Annotated in this window: 16 protein-coding genes and 1 riboswitch; of the genes, 12 read left to right on the forward strand and 4 right to left on the reverse strand. The window is 63.7% G+C overall.

The window, feature by feature from the left end; genetic code table 11:
* Window positions 1–26 precede the first annotated feature (26 nt).
* The gene (locus ACFY9W_RS11515) at window positions 27–479 is read right to left on the reverse strand and encodes a hypothetical protein (protein ID WP_391129920.1); all 453 of its coding nucleotides are present in this window, start codon (window positions 477–479) and stop codon (window positions 27–29) included.
* A 168-nt stretch (window positions 480–647) separates the two neighbouring features.
* Here ACFY9W_RS11515 and ACFY9W_RS11520 point away from each other — a divergent pair, with 168 nt between their 5' ends.
* Together ACFY9W_RS11520 and ACFY9W_RS11525 are read left to right on the forward strand one after the other, a co-directional pair.
* Window positions 648–1,478 carry an AraC family ligand binding domain-containing protein gene (locus tag ACFY9W_RS11520; RefSeq protein WP_391129922.1) on the forward strand — a complete coding sequence of 277 codons (831 nt, stop codon included), beginning with the start codon at window positions 648–650 and terminating at the stop codon, window positions 1,476–1,478.
* A gap of 50 nt (window positions 1,479–1,528) precedes the next feature.
* Window positions 1,529–2,113, forward strand: a complete 585-nt coding sequence (locus ACFY9W_RS11525; RefSeq protein ID WP_391129925.1) for a LysE family transporter — start codon at window positions 1,529–1,531, stop codon at window positions 2,111–2,113.
* Between the two features lie 131 nt (window positions 2,114–2,244).
* Here the strand turns inward: ACFY9W_RS11525 and ACFY9W_RS11530 are convergent, their stop codons facing one another.
* A complete protein-coding gene (locus ACFY9W_RS11530) occupies window positions 2,245–3,459 on the reverse strand; it encodes a sugar transporter (RefSeq protein WP_391129928.1) in 1,215 nt (404 codons plus the stop codon).
* A gap of 205 nt (window positions 3,460–3,664) precedes the next feature.
* Between ACFY9W_RS11530 and ACFY9W_RS11535 the strand changes: the two genes are divergently transcribed.
* Window positions 3,665–4,981: a hypothetical protein gene (locus ACFY9W_RS11535; protein WP_391129931.1), complete on the forward strand. Its 1,317-nt coding sequence runs from the start codon at window positions 3,665–3,667 to the stop codon at window positions 4,979–4,981.
* 141 nt (window positions 4,982–5,122) lie between these two features.
* Here the strand turns inward: ACFY9W_RS11535 and calA are convergent, their stop codons facing one another.
* Window positions 5,123–6,175 carry a vanillin reductase gene (gene calA / locus ACFY9W_RS11540; RefSeq protein WP_391129934.1) on the reverse strand — a complete coding sequence of 351 codons (1,053 nt, stop codon included), beginning with the start codon at window positions 6,173–6,175 and terminating at the stop codon, window positions 5,123–5,125.
* Between the two features lie 182 nt (window positions 6,176–6,357).
* Between calA and ACFY9W_RS11545 the strand changes: the two genes are divergently transcribed.
* The 4 genes from ACFY9W_RS11545 (at window position 6,358) to ACFY9W_RS11560 (ending at window position 11,346) form a co-directional block, all read left to right on the forward strand.
* Window positions 6,358–7,263, forward strand: coding sequence for an AraC family transcriptional regulator N-terminal domain-containing protein (locus ACFY9W_RS11545; protein WP_391129938.1), 906 nt, complete (start codon window positions 6,358–6,360; stop codon window positions 7,261–7,263).
* Window positions 7,264–7,342: 79 nt separating this feature from the next.
* Window positions 7,343–7,828: a sigma-70 family RNA polymerase sigma factor gene (locus ACFY9W_RS11550; RefSeq protein ID WP_391129941.1), complete on the forward strand. Its 486-nt coding sequence runs from the start codon at window positions 7,343–7,345 to the stop codon at window positions 7,826–7,828.
* A gap of 17 nt (window positions 7,829–7,845) precedes the next feature.
* Window positions 7,846–8,820 carry a FecR domain-containing protein gene (locus tag ACFY9W_RS11555; protein WP_391129944.1) on the forward strand — a complete coding sequence of 325 codons (975 nt, stop codon included), beginning with the start codon at window positions 7,846–7,848 and terminating at the stop codon, window positions 8,818–8,820.
* Window positions 8,821–8,913: 93 nt separating this feature from the next.
* Complete coding sequence (locus ACFY9W_RS11560; protein WP_391129947.1) at window positions 8,914–11,346, forward strand: TonB-dependent siderophore receptor; 2,433 nt, start codon at window positions 8,914–8,916, stop codon at window positions 11,344–11,346.
* Window positions 11,347–11,349: 3 nt separating this feature from the next.
* Here the strand turns inward: ACFY9W_RS11560 and thpR are convergent, their stop codons facing one another.
* On the reverse strand, window positions 11,350–11,895 hold the full coding sequence (thpR, locus tag ACFY9W_RS11565; protein WP_391129950.1) for an RNA 2',3'-cyclic phosphodiesterase: 546 nt from the start codon (window positions 11,893–11,895) through the stop codon (window positions 11,350–11,352).
* Window positions 11,896–12,053: 158 nt separating this feature from the next.
* On the opposite strand from thpR, the gene lpxO reads away from it, so the two are divergent.
* From lpxO to ACFY9W_RS11590, 5 genes are all read left to right on the forward strand, one after another.
* Complete coding sequence (gene lpxO, locus ACFY9W_RS11570; protein ID WP_391129953.1) at window positions 12,054–12,953, forward strand: lipid A hydroxylase LpxO; 900 nt, start codon at window positions 12,054–12,056, stop codon at window positions 12,951–12,953.
* Between the two features lie 120 nt (window positions 12,954–13,073).
* Window positions 13,074–13,418, forward strand: a complete 345-nt coding sequence (locus tag ACFY9W_RS11575; RefSeq protein ID WP_391129956.1) for a carboxymuconolactone decarboxylase family protein — start codon at window positions 13,074–13,076, stop codon at window positions 13,416–13,418.
* A 78-nt stretch (window positions 13,419–13,496) separates the two neighbouring features.
* Window positions 13,497–14,066, forward strand: coding sequence for a GNAT family N-acetyltransferase (locus ACFY9W_RS11580; RefSeq protein ID WP_391129959.1), 570 nt, complete (start codon window positions 13,497–13,499; stop codon window positions 14,064–14,066).
* Between the two features lie 155 nt (window positions 14,067–14,221).
* Window positions 14,222–14,430: riboswitch (cobalamin riboswitch) on the forward strand.
* A gap of 108 nt (window positions 14,431–14,538) precedes the next feature.
* A complete protein-coding gene (locus ACFY9W_RS11585; protein ID WP_391129962.1) occupies window positions 14,539–16,665 on the forward strand; it encodes a TonB-dependent siderophore receptor in 2,127 nt (708 codons plus the stop codon).
* A gap of 193 nt (window positions 16,666–16,858) precedes the next feature.
* Entirely contained in the window at window positions 16,859–18,025 is a 1,167-nt protein-coding gene (locus ACFY9W_RS11590) for a heparan-alpha-glucosaminide N-acetyltransferase domain-containing protein (protein ID WP_391129965.1), read from the forward strand.
* The last annotated feature ends 15 nt before the right edge of the window (window positions 18,026–18,040 follow it).

Here is an 18,040-nt window from a genome sequence, read left to right on the forward strand (position 1 = left end):
TGCCCAGCCGGGCATCGCTCGATGCTTCAGGACGCAAAAATCGGAAAAACATACTTCAAATGAACCCAAACCCCTAACCCACCAACCACCAAAACAAACACTACAAGGTAGGTCTCATACCAACAAAGCAAACTTCTCCACTTGATCGCATCCTTCGGCACACCCAGTACCTCGTGCTCTATCTCGGACTCATCATCACGATAGCCTTTCCAGGACAAAACCCCACCCACCAACAACGCGAGGATCAACACCGAGACCATGATGAACAGACCCAGCAGCATATAGCTCGACGGCAGCGCCCAGGCAGGCTTCAGTTGCGCCTTGTCATACGCGGTCACTACCGTGTACTGGCCAGCAGCAAGCGCCAGAACCAACGCCTGGTACACCGCCACAATCTTGAAGGTCGCTTCATTCAGCGCCTGCTTTTGTGCCAGCACGTACCGGTATTTTTCCAGCTTCAGCTCTTCCTTCAGCTCCACAACCCCACCCCTTTCAGTAACCCCATGCGGCAACCCGCCGAACAAGCGCCGCAATATATCGGCCGCCAGGCGACATCACAATGCCAGTAGCACACTGGCTGCACATTTGTTCCAGACGCTCATACCCCGCTGAAGTAGACTGAACACTCCTGTTTCCGGCCCTACACCATGAGCAACTGGATCGACCTCAAGCAAGACGCCGACACCGGCATCGAGTCGGTCCGTGCGCATTTCGTCGGGCATGCCTACGACCCGCACTGGCACGACAGCTTTCTGGTTGGCGTGACCGAGCAGGGCGTGCAGCAGTTCGATTGCCGGCGCGTACGCCACCGCAGCACGCCGGGGCACGTATTCCTGCTGGAACCTGGCGAAATTCACAACGGCCACGCCCCCACCGAGGACGGTTTCACCTATTCCACCCTTTACCTGGAACCGGCCTGGGTAGACAGCCAACTGCGGGCACTGTTCGAACATGCACCGGGCGACAGCCTGCCCAGCTTTGCCGATACCCTGTGCCACGACGAACGCCTGGCGCGGGCCACCGCCCTCGCCTTCCAGGCCGTGCACACCCAGGACTTGCGAATCGTCCGGCAAACGGCCATGGACGACCTGCTGGCCTGCCTGACCCGCCACCTGCACTGGCGCCGCCGCTTCAACCCCGACCCGCGCCTGCCGCTGACCGCGCAGCGGGCGCGTGACTACCTGCACGCCAACCTGGAGCGCGACATCGGCCTGGAAGACCTGGCCCAGGCCTGTGGCATCGACCGCTTCCGCCTGACCCGCGCCTTCAAGGCCGCGTTCGGCCTGGCGCCGCATGCCTACCTGATCCAGCTGCGCCTCGCACGGGCCCGGCGCCTGCTCGCCCGGGGCCAGACACCTGCCGAAGTGGCCATGGCCTTGGGCTTTGCCGATCAAAGCCACCTGGGGCGCTGGTTCCGCCGCGCCTATCAGCTGACGCCGGCCGACTACCGCAAGCGCTGCTCAAACCTTCCAGACTGAGCGCCTGCCGGCGGCGAGCATGGTGCTTCGATATCCCGGAGCCCTGAACCATGTCGCAGTCGTTGTTACCCTTCATTCTGTTCGCCCTGGTGTCCAGCATCAGCCCGGGGCCGACCAACCTGTTGGTCCTGGCCCATGGTGCACGCGTGGGGCTACGTGCGAGCCTGGCACCTATCGTGGCGGCCTGTGGCGCGGCGGCGGGGATCGTGCTGGTGGTGGGCCTGGGGCTGGGTGAGCTGCTGTTGCGTCACCCCATGGCTCAACAGTTGATGAGCTGGGCCGGGGTGTTGTGGCTGAGCTGGCTGGCGTGGAAAATGTTGCGCAGTGCTGCCGCACCGCTGCAGGCGGCTACCGCGCAAGGGTTCAGTGCGTTCAGCGCAGCCTCGTTGCAGGTAGTGAACCCCAAGGTGTGGCTGATGGCCGTGGCGGTGGTCGGGGTGTTTGCCGCACCGACGCTGCCGGTGTGGCAGCTGGCGCTGGTGTTCTTGCTGATTGCCCTGCCGAGCATGACGGCTTGGGCGATGCTGGGGGTGGGTAGCGCCCGGTGGTTACAGACGCCGAGGCGGTTGCAGGTGTTCAACCAGGTGTTGGCGGGGGTGTTGCTGGTGTCTGCATGGGCTGCCGTGCTGGCTTGAGCCTTGAATCCTGAGTTGCCAATACCGGCCTCTTCGCGGGCTAGCCCGCTCCCACAGGTACTGCATCACCCTCAAGAGCGATGCATGCCCTGTGGGGGCGGGTTTACCCGCGAAGAGGCCGGCACTGTCATTCAGAGGCCTTGAGGCCGCCCCCCCAGTGCCTCACGGAAGCGCCGGGTGCTGGCCACCGCCAGCAGCAACCCGACCACCGCCACGCTACCGCCCACCAGGCCGATATCCGCCACGTTCATCTGGCTGCTGACGATACTGCCCAGCAGCGCACCACCGCCAATACCAATGTTGTAGATGCCCGAGAACAAGGCCATGGCCACGTCGGTGGCATCGGATGCCAGCTTCAAGGTCTTGGACTGCAACGACAGGCTGAAGCTGAGAATCGCCACGCCCCAGAACATGCTCAGCACCGCGAACGCATAGAAGTTGCCCGACAGCGGCAGCAGCAACAGCAGGCACAGCGCCAACAGGCCAATCGAACCCACCAGGAACCCATGGGGGAAGCGGTCGCTGTAGCGGCTGAACAGCAACGAACCGAATACCCCGGCGCCCCCAAACAGCAACAGCAGCAGCGTGGTGCGCTCACCGCCGATCTGCGCCACGTGCAGGGCGAACGGCTCGATGTAGCTGTAGGCGGTGAACTGCGCGGTAATCACCAGCGTCACCAGCACATAGGTAATGACCAGCGCCGGGCGCTTGAACAGGATCGGCAGGCTACGCAGCGAGCCGGAGTTCTGGCTGGGCAGCAGTGGCAGCGACTTCATCAGGCACAGCATGGTGGCCAACGCCACGCCGGCAATACTCAGGAACGTGATGCGCCAGCCCAACGCTTCGCCCACCACACGCCCCAGCGGAATGCCCAGGACCATGGCCAGGGTGGTGCCGGTGGCCAGCAAGCCCAACGCCTTGGCCTGCTGCCCGGGTGGCGCCACACGCACCGCCAGCGAGGCGGTGATCGCCCAGAACACCGCATGCGACAGGGCAATGCCGATACGGCTGACCAGCAACATGGCAAAGCTCTGCGACAGCCACGACAGCAAGTGGCTGACAATGAACACCAGGAACACGAACAGCAGCAGGCGCCGCCGTTCGATGTTGCGGGTCAGCAGCATCATCGGCAGCGAAGCCAGCGCCACTACCCAGGCATAGATAGTCAGCATCAGGCCGACCTGGGCAGTGGTCATGTCGAAGCTGCGGCCAATATCACTCAATAACGCCACCGGAACGAACTCGGTGGTGTTGAAGATAAAAGCCGCCAGGGCCAGGGCGATGACGCTCAGCCAGCTACCAGTGCCCGTGGTGGGTGGTACATGGGTGGGTATGGGTCCGTTCATGGCTGGAAACTGCTTCTCCGCAGGCAAGGCAACAGGTCGCACGCCAGCCACCCGTTTGCAGGGCTGCCGATGTGCGCTTTGTTATTGATAGGAATGCCCGGCATGGTACGCGTCAAGCCAGAGCCTCACAACCGCGAGGCAGGCAGAAGGAGTACCATGCGCGCTTTGCTTGAAACGCGTGTGCAACAAGGAGCCCGATTCGCTCATGGACAAGCAGCCCCCCCAGCAACAGTGGCGGCAGGCGGTAACCGCCTATGCCCAGGCCGTCAACGACTATGTCGCGCAGGGCCGTGCGCAAGGCTGGGACAACCTCGAAGAGCCGCAAGTACCCGCCACCGGGCACCTGCTCGACGCCTGGCTGGCAGCCCTGCAGGCAGCCAATCGCCCTGGCGCCGACGAACAGCAGCGCCAGGCCTTCCGCGAAGCCTGGCCACCTGCACATCACCCCTTGATACCGTTGCTCGATGACCACGGCCAGGGAATCGGCAAAGTCCTGCTGCTGGACGATGGCAGCCTGCTGGCCCGCATCGGCATGCCCGGCGACAAGGGCCAGGTCGTGCGTATCGACCACCATGGGGTAACCCCGGTCATCGGCATCGAGCACTTTGGCCGTTGCCCGGCCCGGCGCTACTTTGCCCTGGCCAATGCCGAGGGCCTGCGTGTGACCGATGGCTGGGGCGGCCCGCAGGTGCAGCGCCTGGCCTGGCCCACCGGGTTGGAAGGGTTGCCAGCGGGGTACCCGTTCGAGCCATTCGACCTGCCGCCCCCGCCGACCGCGCTGATCCCCTTCCCGGACGGCCAGCGGGTGCTGCTGGTCAGTGCCGAGGGTATTTTTGTACTGACCGCTGAGGGCGCAATTCGCCTTCTGCCGCATCAAACGCGGGTGCTCGATGAGCTGGCCGAAGGTACCGAGCCGGAAGACATCAGCCTGGCGCTGAGCATGGAGCATGGTGCAGTGTCGGCGGACGGCCGCCTGATCGTGGTGGGTGAGCAAGGCAGCCGACACCTGGTATTGGACGACCAGTACAGGCTTGTGGCTGAAATCGGTCCCGGCAGCGAGTACCCCCACTTTGCGCTGTTCAACAGTGCCGGTGACCAATTGATCCTCAATGCCTGCCACTTCTACAGCGGTGCCACGTTGGCGGTCACGGTGGCCGACCTGCCGGGGCTGCGAACCGATTACTACAGCCAGGACCCGCGCACTCCGCTGGTGCAGGATGGGGCACGGGTGTACGCCGGCGTGGCGCGCACTGGCGAGTACATCGTCGGGGATGCCTACGGCTACCTGCGGGCGTTTGGCGAAGATGGCGAGGAACACTGGCAGCATTACCTGGGGTCGACCATCAGTGCGATGGACATCAGCGCCGACGGGCGCACGCTGGTGGCGGCGAGCCATGCGGGGGTGGTGTCGGTGATTACGCTGGGGAGCGGTCGGCCTGAGTGGCAGATCGGCACCGGGGCGCATGGCGAGGTGCGGCGGTGGTTGTTCTGGCGCGGGTGGGACAAGGCAATGGTCTGGTAAAAGGCCCAGCAACTTTGCTGTCTGTACCGGCCTCTTCGCGGGCTTGCCCGCTCCCACAGGGACCGCAGCAACTTCGAAAGCGGTGCAGTAACTGTGGGAGCGGGCAAGCCCGCGAAGAGGCCAGTGCAGGCAACCGACCAATCAGCCTTGTAGCGTGGCCATGTCGATCACGAACCGGTACTTCACATCTCCGGCAATCATCCGCTCATAGGCCTGGTTGATATTGCGAATGTCCAGCAGTTCGATATCGCAACGGATGCCGTGCTCGGCACAGAAGTCCAGCACTTCCTGGGTCTCGGCAATGCCCCCGATCAACGACCCCGCCAGCACCCGGCGCTTGATCACCAGGTTGGCCGCATGCACTGGCGGATCAATCGGTTCGATCAGGCCGACCAGGATGTGCACGCCATCGAACTTCAGCGTTTCCAGGTACGGGTTGAGGTCGTGCTGCACCGGGATGGTGTCGAGCAGGAAATCGAATCGGCCGGCAGCAGCGCGCATCTGTTCGGCATTGGTGGACACGATCACATGGTCAGCCCCCTGGCGGCGGGCTTCTTCGGCCTTGGCCTGCGAGCGGGTGAACAAGGTCACTTCGGCACCCAAGGCCTTGGCCAGCTTGATGCCCATGTGGCCCAGGCCGCCCATGCCGAGGATGCCGACCTTGTGGCCCGGGCCCACGCCGTGGTGCTTGAGCGGCGAATAGGTGGTAATGCCGGCGCACAGGATAGGCGCGGCGCTGGGCAGGTCCATGCCGGCCGGGATGCGCAGCACGAAGTGCTCGCTGACCACGATGCTGCTGGAGTAACCGCCCATGGTGTTGCTACCGTCGACCCGGTCCGGGGTGGCGTAGGTCATGGTCGGGCCTTCCAGGCAGTACTGCTCCAGGTCCTTGGCGCAGGCCTCGCAGTGGCGGCATGAATCGACCATGCAGCCGACACCGACCAGGTCACCGACCTTGTGCCCGGTGACCTGGTCGCCCACCGCCGTGACCCGGCCGATGATTTCGTGGCCAGGCATCAGCGGATACACGGCAATGCCCCATTCGTTGCGTGCCTGGTGGATGTCGGAGTGGCACACGCCGCAGTAGAGGATCTCGATGGCGACATCGTCCGGGCGCGGGCTGCGGCGCTCGAAGGTCATGGGGGCCAAGGGGCTGGTGGGGGTTTGGGCGGCGTAACCGATCGCGGTGTACATGCAGGGCCTCGCTGTAAAGTGAAACGATTCAGGCGGCGCATTCTGCGCGCCCAACTGCGTTACGCCCACGGCTGATTCTCCGGCATCCATGCCTGATTCTCCGAACATGCCACCCAGCGCCTGGCACCCAGCCGCCAATCTGCGATGATTAAGCTGTCTGATTCTCTGCCACCTGGTTCACCATGCAACTGACCCGCCACGTCGACGCCAATGCGCCGCTTTGCGCGCTAATCCGCAGCCTTGCCACGCGCCCAGGCTTCGTACCCACGCACCTGCCTCAGGTGCAGGTGCTGAGCTGGGACCACTATGTAGCCAGCAGCCCACAGATCTACGAGCCCAGCCTGATGATCCTGGCCCAGGGCAGCAAACTGGCGCGTCTGGGGCCGCGCACCCTGGAGTACGGCGCCGGGCATTACCTGGTGCAGGCCTTGTCGGTGCCATTCATGTGCGAAACCTTCGCCACCCCTGACGCGCCATTGCTGGGCGTGGCAGTGGACATCGACCGTGGCGTGCTGGCTGAACTGGTGCAGAGCATGGACCTGGCGCCAGAAGCTGCAGTGCAGGCACAAACACCGCAGTCGATGACCTCGGCAGCACTGGATGCCCCCATGCGCGACAGCGTTGAACGGCTGCTGCACTGCTTGCAGCACCCGCTGGACGCCAAGGTGCTGGGCCCGGCGCGTGTACGCGAGGTGCTGTATACCGCGCTACGCGGCCCGCAGGCCGGCGTGTTGCTGGCACTGGTGGAGCAACAGGGGCACTTTGCCCGTATCGGCGCCGCCCTCGCCCACCTGCGTGAGCACTACGCCGAGCCGCTGAGCGTAGAAGCACTGGCCGCACGGGCCAACATGAGCGTTTCGACCTTCCACGAGCACTTCAAGCGCTGCACCGACATGGCGCCGATGCAGTACCTGAAGCGCTTGCGGCTACTCAAAGCGCAGCAGATGCTGATCGGCGAAGGCTTGGGGGTGGCTCAGGCCGCGCACCGGGTGGGCTACCAGAGCACATCGCAGTTCAGCCGCGAGTACAAGCGCCAGTTCGAGCGCAGCCCGGGGGATGAACTGCCGTACCAGAGCCTGCCGGTTTAATTGGGTGGCCCCGTTGCAGGAAATCAGACGACCCGGCTACCATTGAGAGCGATTCTCACTCACAGCCGGAAGCCAGGCGTTGGACAGCATATCGAGCCGTAAACTGGGCTTTTTCTTCAGCGACCACCATCGCTGGTTGCTCCAGCACATCCACAAACGCCTGCGCAACCACGCCGACGCCGAGGACACCGCCGCCGAAACGTTCTGCCAGATGCTCGGTGCACGTGTCGACCCAGACAGCATTCAGCAGCCGCGCGCCTACCTCACCATCATCGCTCGCCGGCTGATCTTCGACCGCTATCGCCGCCGCCAGCTGGAGCAAGCCTATCTGGAACACCTGGCGCGGCTGCCGGAGGCCGTAGCGCCCTCGGCCGAGGAGCAACTGCTGCTGATCGAGGCCCTGGTGACCATCGATCAGGCACTGGACGGCTTGCCAGCCGTGGTCAAAGCCACCTTCCTGTATAGCCAGCTCGATGGCATGCACTACGCCGACATTGCCGCAAAGCTGCAGATCAGCGAGCGTTCTGTAAGCCGCTACATGAAACAGGCGCTGCGCCAATGCTAGCTGTGCGAAGTGCAGGCATGAGCAGGCCAGCCCTCGACCGGGTCAGCGAGCAGGCCATCGACTGGATGGTCGAGCTCAGGTCCGCCACGCCCGACCCAGCGCTGCTGCAACGGGTCAGGCTGTGGTTGCAGCAGGACCCTGCTCACCAACAGGCCTGGAGCCGCCTGGAACAACGCCTTGGCCAGCCGTTCGCCGCGTTGCACGCGCTGGATCAGCGGGCCCCCGGCCAAGCCGCAGAGGCACGCCGATTGCTGATGCAACCTACCCGCTCACGGCGTGACGTACTGGGCGCCATGGCCAGCCTCGGGCTGTTCGGCGCAGCGTTGTGGGGTGGATGGCGCAGCGACACCACCCAAGGCTGGCTGGCCGACTTGCACACAGGCCGTGGCGAGCGACGCACCTTTACCTTGGCAGACGGCAGCCGCCTGAGCCTGAACAGCGCCAGTGCTGTCGACGTGCAGTTCGATGCCGGGCAGCGGCTGCTGGTACTTCGTCACGGCGAGTTGCTGATCCAGGTGGCGCGCGATCCGCTCCGCCCTCTGCGTGTGCGCACCGCGCAAGGGCAAGTGCAGGCATTGGGGACACGTTTTCTGGTCAGCCAGGAGCAGGACGCCACCCGGGTGGTGGTGCTGGAGCACAGTGTCCGCGCCAGCCTCGCCGATGGGCAGTGGGCCGAGCTGCAACAAGGCCAGGCTGCCCTGCTGCGCAGTCATGCCATTGAGCGGCTGACGGGCGAGCAACAGCAACGAGCTGCCTGGCTGGAGGGCCGCCTGGAAGTTCTCGACCAACCCCTGCATGTAGTGGTCGACGCGCTGCGCCCCTACCAGCGTGGTTACATCCGGCTAGCCCCCGCAGTACGCGACCTGCGGGTACAAGGCGTGTTTCCTCTGGACCAGCCACATCAAGCGTTGAAGGCGTTGGCCGAAGCCCTGCCGATCAGCGTTGAGCGCTATGGCCCGTGGCTGATGCTGATCGACCTGAAAAGCGCTTGATAAAAATATTTATCAAAATCATTCGCAATCGTGGCAAGTTTTTCGGGTTCGTCCCACATACCTCCTGACAGCCACTTCATTCGGGAGTAATCCGTGTACAACCCCTTGCCCCGCGCCCTGCCGCTGGTCGTTGCCCTGGCCAGCTTCAACGTGCTTGCCCAGGCGCAAACCCAGATGTTCGACCTGCCACCCGCCAGCCTGGCCCACACGCTCAACCGCATCGCCAGCCAGAGCGGCCACATCATCGCGCTGGAGCCCGAACTGGTGCGCGGCAAGCAGGCGCCTGCCGTGGTCGGCCAGATGAGTGCCGAGCAGGCCATGCAAGCCGCCTTGGCCGGTAGCGGCTTGCAGTTGCGGGTTTCCGCCGAAGGCCATTTCAGTGTGGCTCCCGGCAACCTGGGCAGCGACGTCATGGAGCTGGGCAGCACCAACATCACCGACAACTATGTGGGTGCGACCAGTGAAGGCACCGGCTCGTATGCCGCGCGCGCCGTTACCCTGGGCAAGGGCACACACACGCTCAAGGAGATACCGCAGTCGGTCACCGTCATCACCCGCAAGCAACTGGATGACCAGGGCATTACCGACTTGCAGGACGCGCTCAACCACACCACCGGTATTGTCGGCGCACAGGGCATTGGCCCGGGCGTGGTGGTGACCTCGCGTGGTTTCCAGATTGATGACTGGCAGTACGACGGTGTGCCGATTCAGCGAAACAACTATTCGCTGGGCAACTGGGCGACCCAGGACCTGGTGTTCTTCGACCGGGTAGAAGTGCTGCGCGGTGCCTCTGGCCTGTTGCAAGGCACAGGCAGCCCAGGCGGGGCAATCAACCTTGTGCGCAAGCGTGGCCAGGCGGCGCCGACCGTTACGCTGACAGGCAAAGCCGGCTCTTGGGACCACTATGGCCTACAACTGGATGCTGGCGGCCCGCTGACGAGCGATGGCCGGGTGCGCGGGCGGGTAGTCGCTGACGAAGACCAGAGTGACAGCTTCATCGACTACGTCTGGACAAAAAACCATTCGTTGTATGGTGCGCTCGACATCGACCTGAACGATGCAACCACGGTAGGCGGCGGTATCAGCTACAGCCGTCAGCAGTCCCGGCCGATGCTGCGCGGCATCCCGCGCTATGCCACCGGCCAGGCAGTGGACCTGCCACGTTCGACCTACACCGGCGCACGCTGGAGCCGCGCAGAAAACGATGTCACTACCTACTATCTGGACCTTGAACACCGCTTCAACGATGACTGGACGTTCAAGGCCGCAGCCGTTCGCATGGATGAAGTGAACACATCCACTCACCAGCGCGTCCAGAGCACCGGGGTCGGGGTTCAACCAGACGGCAGCGGCATCACCTACGCCGACTGGCTTACCGATTTTCACTCGACCAAGCTGGGCCTGGACATGAACGTGGTGGGCCACTTCGACACCGGACCGCTGGCCCATGAAATCACCGTGGGCGGCAACTATGCCAAGCTGACATCGGATGACGCCTACTGGCGCAATTTCGACGCGGGCGGCAACATCTTCGACATCGACCATGACCGCCCAGAGCCCAGCCGTGACAGTGTGTTCGACGGCAACCTGGCGCGCTCCAACCGGGCCAGCTACGACATTCGCCAAAAAGGCCTGTACGGCGCCTGGCGCGTCAAACCTACCCAGGACCTGACGTTGATCCTTGGTTCGCGTGTCAGTTGGTTCGACTACCGCTGGGACTCGATCGATTTCAACAGCCTGACCGACCCGGGTACCCGCTATCCCACCAGCCGCATGACCGAATCGGGCGAAGTCACCCCTTATGCCGGCTTCATCTATGACCTGACCCGCGAATGGGCCTGGTACGCCAGCTATACCGATGTGTTCGTGCCACAAACAGAACGCGCGGTGGGCAACACGCCGCTCAAACCGGTCATCGGCAGCAACTATGAAACCGGCCTGAAGGGTGAGCTGCTCGACGGCCGGGTCAACGCCTCGATTGCCCTGTTCCGCTATGACCAGGAAAACCGTGCCGTCACCGATGTGGCCTCGGGCTTCGCCTGCGATGACTGGTATTGCTCTACCGCAGCGGGCAAGGTGCGCAGCCAGGGCGTGGAAGCCGAAATCAGCGGAGAAGTGCTCAGTGGCCTGCAACTGTTCGCAGGCTACACCTACAACACCACCAAGTTCCTCGATGACCCCGATAACAAAGGCCGTACATTCAGCCAGTGGACACCCAAGCACATGCTGCGCGCATGGGCCGATTACACCCTGCCGCTGGACGGCCAGCGCTGGAGCACAGGCCTCGGCTTTACCACCCAGAGCCACACGCTGGGTTACGAGCGCACTTACACCGTGCCTGGCTACACCGTGTGGAGCGCTCGCCTGGCCTATCAGTTGACACCGGAAGTGAACGTTGCCGTCAACGCCAACAACCTGTTCGACAAGAAGTACTGGGTCGCCGGCTTCAACCAGCTCAATGGCAGCAACAACTATGGCGACCCACGCAACTTCATGCTGACGGTCAAGTACACCCCGACATTCTGAGGGTCAGTCTGCCAGTGGCCACTGCGCCAAGGGCCAGTAAGCGCCCTTGCGCGACTCGTAGAGCGTGAAGTGGCGCGCAGTGAGGTAGAAGTCCGGCGCGCTAGTGGCCTCGGGCGGTTGCCCGCGGTAATCCCTGGACAGCGTCAAGTGCGGCCGATATTCCCGGTTGGCCGCCTCCACCCCCAACGGCAGCAATGCCTGCTGCAACCCGTAAACCAGGTGCAACAGGGCCGGCGGCACCTGCTGTGCCTCCAGCACCAGGGCGCTGGCGCGCTGCCACACCTGCAAACGGTCGAGCAACAGCCTTGGTGCCGTGGCCGGCAGTGCCAATTGGTCGACCGCCGCGCAGATGGCCGGTACCTGGGCGGCATCCACATCGCCGAGGAACAGCAGCGTGACATGGAAGTTGGCTGCCGGCACCGGTTTGCCGCTGCGCAGGTTCAGGCCCCGTCGCCACTGGGCCAGGGCACGCTGCTGGGCATCGCTGACCGGCAAGGCGAAGAACAGCCGTTTGAACGGGCTACCGCTGGGGCGTGTATCCTGAACCATACAATTTCCCTGACATGAAACGTTTGCGCATGACTGTAGGGCATTACACCAATGTCGCCCCACCGTTTCGTAACAATAAGTACAAAGTACCCCCATGATTGTTTATGCTGGCGGGCTTATGCCATGGCGCATGGCCATTTTTCGACAAGTAAACGTCCATGAAAATTGCACTCGTACTTATTTTCGCCCTCTCGATCGCCTATGTTCACCTACGCGGTCGGGTTCGTCACAAGCTGTCCCGCCAGCTGGGTGACCACTCCAGCTTCCTGGCCCCGGTCAACAGCTTCCTGTACCTGTTTTCCAGGCTCCCGGCCAAGCCTTACCTGCCGGTCGAGGCCTTCCCTGAACTGAAGCCGCTGCAGGACCACTGGCAGGAAATCCGCGAGGAAGGCCGCCAACTGCTGCACGTGGGCGAAATCAAGAAGTCCGACAACTACGACGACGTCGGTTTCAACTCGTTCTTCAAGACCGGCTGGAAGCGCTTTTACCTGAAGTGGTATGGCGAAAGCCACCCGTCGGCGATGGCCCTGTGCCCACGCACCACCGAACTGCTGCAAGGCATCGGCACGGTCAAGGCCGCCATGTTCGCCACCCTGCCACCGGGCGCCAAGCTGGTGCGGCACCGCGACCCCTATGCCGGTTCGTACCGCTATCACCTTGGGCTGGACACGCCAAACGACGACGGTTGCTACATCGACGTGGACGGCGAGAAGTATTCGTGGCGCGATGGCGAGGGCGTGATCTTCGACGAAACCTACATCCACTACGCCGCCAACACCACCGAACACAACCGCATCATCCTGTTCTGTGACGTCGAGCGCCCGCTCAAGTATCGCTGGGCAACCGCCTTCAACCGCTGGTTCAGCCGCAACGTCATGGCCGCCGCTGCCGCGCCCAACGATGCCGGCGACAAGACCGGCGGCATCAACCGGCTGTTCACCCGCATCTACAAGATCCGCGAGCGCGGCAAAGCGATGAAAAAGCGCAACCGCATGCGCTACTACCTGGAAAAGTGGGCGGTGGTTGCAGCGCTGGTGCTGGTGTTCATCTACATCTGACCGCCCAACGCAGGCCCTTGTACCATTGGCCTGCGTATACCCACCAAAGTACAAGCCTCACACTTCCCGTGCTTCGACTAGCCTGATAGCTCCACTCGCAACCACCCCAAGGTGAAGACGATGAGCATGATGGACTGGGACGCCTACCGTAAGCAGTTGATGGCCGGCATCGGCGATCTCAAGCAACTCTCCCCCGACACCGTTGCCGGCTACATGACTGCCAGCGGTGCAGGGGCCAAGACCAACCACCTGGACGCCAAGACCCGTGAGCTGATCTCACTGGCCGTAGCCGTGACCACCCGCTGCGACGGCTGCATCGCCGTGCATTCGCAGCAGGCGGTGAAACACGGCGCCAGCCGCGAGGAAATTGCCGAGGCACTCGGTGTGGCCGTGGCGATGAACGCCGGTGCCGCGCTGGTCTACTCGGCACGGGCCATGGACGCTGTGGGCAAGGTCAACGGCTGAGCACAAACGGCGTCGCCGCCCTTGCGCGACGGCGCCGTGCACCACAGACTGGGCGGCCCAGCCCTTGCAGGAACCCGCATGATCCATATCCGCCACATGATGCCCGAAGACTTTGAACGCTTCTGGCCCACTTTCCAGGGCATCGTCCAGGCCCGCGAAACCTACGCGTTCGACCCCGCCCTGACCTTCGAACAAGGGCGCCAGTTGTGGCTGGAGCTGCCATTGCACACGCTGGTGGCCGAAGAGGATGGCGCGTTGCTGGGTTCGTATTACCTCAAGGCCAATGCCGCCGGGCCTGGTGCGCACGTGGGCAATTGCGGCTACATGGTCTGCGAACAGGCACGTGGCCGAGGCGTGGCGCGGCTGATGTGCGAGCACTCGCAAAAGCTGGCACGCCAGGAGGGCTTTCTGGCCCTGCAGTTCAACTCGGTGGTGGCCAGCAATGAAGTGGCGGTGGCACTGTGGCACAAGCTGGGTTTCGAGACGGTCGGCCGCTTGCCCAAGGCGTATCGCCATGCGCGCCTGGGGCTGGTGGACTGCCTGGTGATGTACAAATGGCTGGCGGATGAGCCGGTGGTGGAGAAACCGCCCCTGCTGATCGGGCGCAAGAATATCGAAGCGCGGGTGTCGCGGCGGCGCGGGCGCTAGCCCTCCAAGGCAGGTTCGGCCTCTTCGCGGGCTTGCCCGCTCCCACAGGTACAACACAGATTTCGAGCCTGTGCAGTACCTGTGGGAGCGGGCAAGCCCGCGAAAGGGCCTGGCCTGCTCTACTGCGCATTTGACGCCCCACTGTTTCAATGGTCTGATGCGCGCCAGTTTCAGGTGCCCTGCGCCGCCGTGCGCAAGGTGAAACGGGAAGCCGGTGCGTCGTGTTGCCCACGACAAGTCCGGCGCTGCCCCCGCAACGGTAAGCGAGCGAACCCTTCGAGATACCACTGTGCACGTGCATGGGAAGGTGAAGGTTTCATGCCCCTCGCAAGCCCGGAGACCGGCCTGAGGCTTCACTTGGCAACCCGCGGTGGGCGGGCGCAGGCCGGTATCCGTGCTCGCGCTTGCCTGTACGGTACGCCTTTGCGTGTTTTCCACCGGGATCCATTCATTCCTGCAGCAATGGAACGACATGTCCCGTATGTTCAAGCTTCATCCCCTGGCGGCCTGCCTGGCCGTCGCCCTGCCGGCCTTGGCCGATGACCAGGCCCCGCAACCCCTGGCCCTGCCCTCCACGGCCATTACCGACACCCTCGACAGCCGCGCCATCGACCTGGCCACGCCAACCCAGGCGGGCTCGCGGCTTGGCCTCAGTGCCCTGGAAACGCCAGCCAGTACCAGCAGCATCAGCGCCGAGCAAATCCAGCAACGTAACAACCTCACGGTGCAGGATGCAGTAACCCGCTCGCCGGGCATCACCTTCGTCGGCTCCCCGGGCGACGGCGGCACCGGCCTCTCTGCGCGCGGTTTTGCCGGGCACAGTTCGGTGATGACGCTGTTCGACGGCGCACGCCTGTACACCGGTGCCGGCACCCAGACCTTCCCGGTCGACCCGTGGATGGTCGAGCGTATCGATGTCATACGTGGCCCGGCGTCGGTGCTGCATGGCGAAGGCGCTACCGGTGCGGTGGTCAACGTAATCCCGAAAAAACCGTTAGCGGGTGAAGTGCGTAACCACCTGCGCCTGGGCTACGGCTCGTGGGACCGCCAGCAGCTGGGCCTGGACAGCGGCGGTAGCCTCAGCGAGCGCCTGAGCTACCGCCTGACCCTGAACCAGCAGGCGGGTAACGGCTGGGTCGACCGCACCCCTTCGCGCAGCCTTGCCCTGAGCGCCGCGCTGCGCTTCGATGCCAGTGACGACCTCAGCTTCACCCTTGCCCACGACCGTGGCGATGCGGACCCGGCCAACTACTACGGCACCCCGCTGATCGACGGCCACTACCGCAGCAGCCTGCGCAAGAAAAACTACAACGTGCACAACGACGTGCAGCACTACGTCGATGAGTGGACCCGGCTGAACACCGACTGGACGCTGAACGACCACCTCAGCGCCAGCAACCAGCTGTACTACATCAAGAGCCGCCGCCACTGGCGCAACGCCGAGAACTATGACTGGGACGCCGAGCGCCAGCAGTTGCTGCGCGGCAGCTACCTGGAAATCAAGCACAACCAGGAACAGGTCGGCGACCGCCAGACCTTCACTTTCGACCACACGCTGCTCGGCCTGGCCAGCAAGACCGTGGTCGGCGCCGAGTACAACAAGGTGCGTTTCAACGTCGACAGCAACGCACCCTACAACGATGTGGGCGGCGACTACATCGACCCGTGGCAACCGCAACCCGGCGGGTTCCACAGTGCCTCGCCACTGCGCCCGCAAACCTTGTCCACCACCCACACCTTCGCCTTGTTCGCCGAGAACCGCCTGCAGCTGAGTGACAAGCTGTCGTTGGTCACAGGCGTGCGCCGCGACCAGAACCACATCGACCGCGACAACCTGGTCGACGGCAGCCGCAGCGACCGCAGCCTGCAAGGGGGCAACTGGCGCGTCGGGCTGGTGTATGCACTTAGCGACGACCTGTCGCTGTACGGCCAGTACTCCACCAGCGAGGAAGGGGTGAACAACCTCATCAGCCTCAGCCCGAGCCAGATGCACTACGACCTGACCGAAGCGAAGCAGACCGAGGCAGGCGTGAAGCAACGCTTCTGGGAAGGCCGTGGCGAATGGACGTTGGCGGCCTACCACATCGTCAAGAAGAAGCTGCTGGTGGACGACCCGCTCACCCACGAGAAACAGCAGGCTGGGCAGCAGACCTCCGACGGCCTGGAGGCGACCCTGGAACTGGCGTTGGCGCACCAATGGCAGGTGTCGGCCAACGCATCGCTGGTGCGCGCCCGGTATGACGACTTCGACGAAATGGTCGGCGGCGTGGCCCAGGACCGCGCGGGGAATCGGACGGCCAATGTGCCACGGCGCACTGCCAACCTGTGGCTGAGCAAAGGCTTTGGGCAGCAGGTGGAGGCCGGGATTGGTGCGCGCTATGTGGATGAGCGTTTTGCCGATACTGCCAATACCCAGAGCGCGCCCGGGTACACCGTGGTGGATGCCAATATTGCCTGGCAGGTGTTGCCGGATGTGCGGCTGGGGTTGCAGTTGAACAACCTGTTCGACCGTGAGTATGTGCAGTCGGCGTTCAGTGGGCAGCAATGGTTGATGGGGATGCCCCGGTCGTATTTTGCGACGGTGGACTACAGCTTCTGATCTGAGCCTGCCTGTACCGGCCTCTTCGCGGGCACGCCCGCTCCCACAGGGATATCGCAGCCATTGAGAACTGTGGGAGCGGGCGTGCCCGCGAAGAGGCCCGCTCTGGCAACACAAAAACCTCTACCAACAGATAACCAATTAGTTATAAGATAACGTTTCACTTGACACTCATTCCTATCAGCGACCCTCCATGACAAGCGCCAGTGCCACTCCTACCCTGCTCACCCAACGCCTGCAGAGCATCGACGCCCTGCGCGGCCTGGTGATCCTGTTCATGCTTCTGGACCACGTCCGCGAAACGTTCTTCCTGCACCGCCAGGTCAGCGACCCGATGAGCATCGACACCACCGAGCCGTCGCTGTTCGTCAGCCGCACCCTGGCCCACCTGTGCGCACCGGTGTTCGTCCTGCTGACCGGCCTGTCGGCCTGGCTGTACGGCGAGAAGTATCAGGGCCGTGGCGATGTGTCGGCGTTCCTGTTCAAGCGCGGGCTGTTCCTGGTAGCCCTGGAGTTCACCCTGGTCAACTTCGCCTGGACCTTCCAGCTGCCGCCCAGCGTGATCTACCTGCAAGTCATCTGGGCCATCGGCATCAGCATGATCGCCCTGTCGCTGCTGGTATGGCTGCCACGCGCCGCCCTGCTTGCCCTGGGTGCCGCCATCGTCGCCGGCCACAACCTGCTGGATGGCCTGCACTTTGGCGTGGAATCGGCCTTGCACGTGCCGTGGGCGATCCTGCATGACCGTGGCTGGCTGGAATTTTCCGACACCCTGCGCCTGCGCACGTCCTACCCGGTGCTGCCGTGGATCGGCGTCATCGCCCTGGGCTACGGCCTTGGCCCCTGGTTCGCCCGTGGCAGCGAGGCCGGCCAACGCCAGCATCGCTTGCTGCTGGCCGGGCTGATTGCATTGCTGGGCTTTGTCGTGCTGCGCCTGTTCAACGGCTATGGCGAGGCGCCGTGGAGTGGCTACCCAACCTTCACGCAAACCCTGATGAGCTTCTTCAACATCACCAAATACCCGCCATCCCTGCTGTTCCTCGCCCTTACGCTCGGCTGCGGCCTGCTGTTGCTACGCGCCTTCGAGCGCGCCGGCCAGGCACGCTGGATCAGCGCCCTGGCGGTGTTTGGTGCAGCGCCGATGTTCTTCTACCTGTTGCACCTGTATGTACTGAAGTTGCTGTACCTGGCCAGCGTGGCGCTGTTCGGCCTCAACCAGGGTGACTATTTCGGCTTCGACAGCATCGCCTCGGTGTGGCTGGGCGCCCTTCTGCTGGCCGTTTCGCTCTACCTGCCGGTGCGCGGGTTCGCCCGCCTGAAGGCGCGCCGCCGCGACATCACCTGGCTGAAGTACTTCTGAAAAGCGTTTTCACCC

The sequence above is a fragment of the Pseudomonas sp. NPDC008258 genome, assembly GCF_042956345.1.
GTDB lineage: Bacteria > Pseudomonadota > Gammaproteobacteria > Pseudomonadales > Pseudomonadaceae > Aquipseudomonas.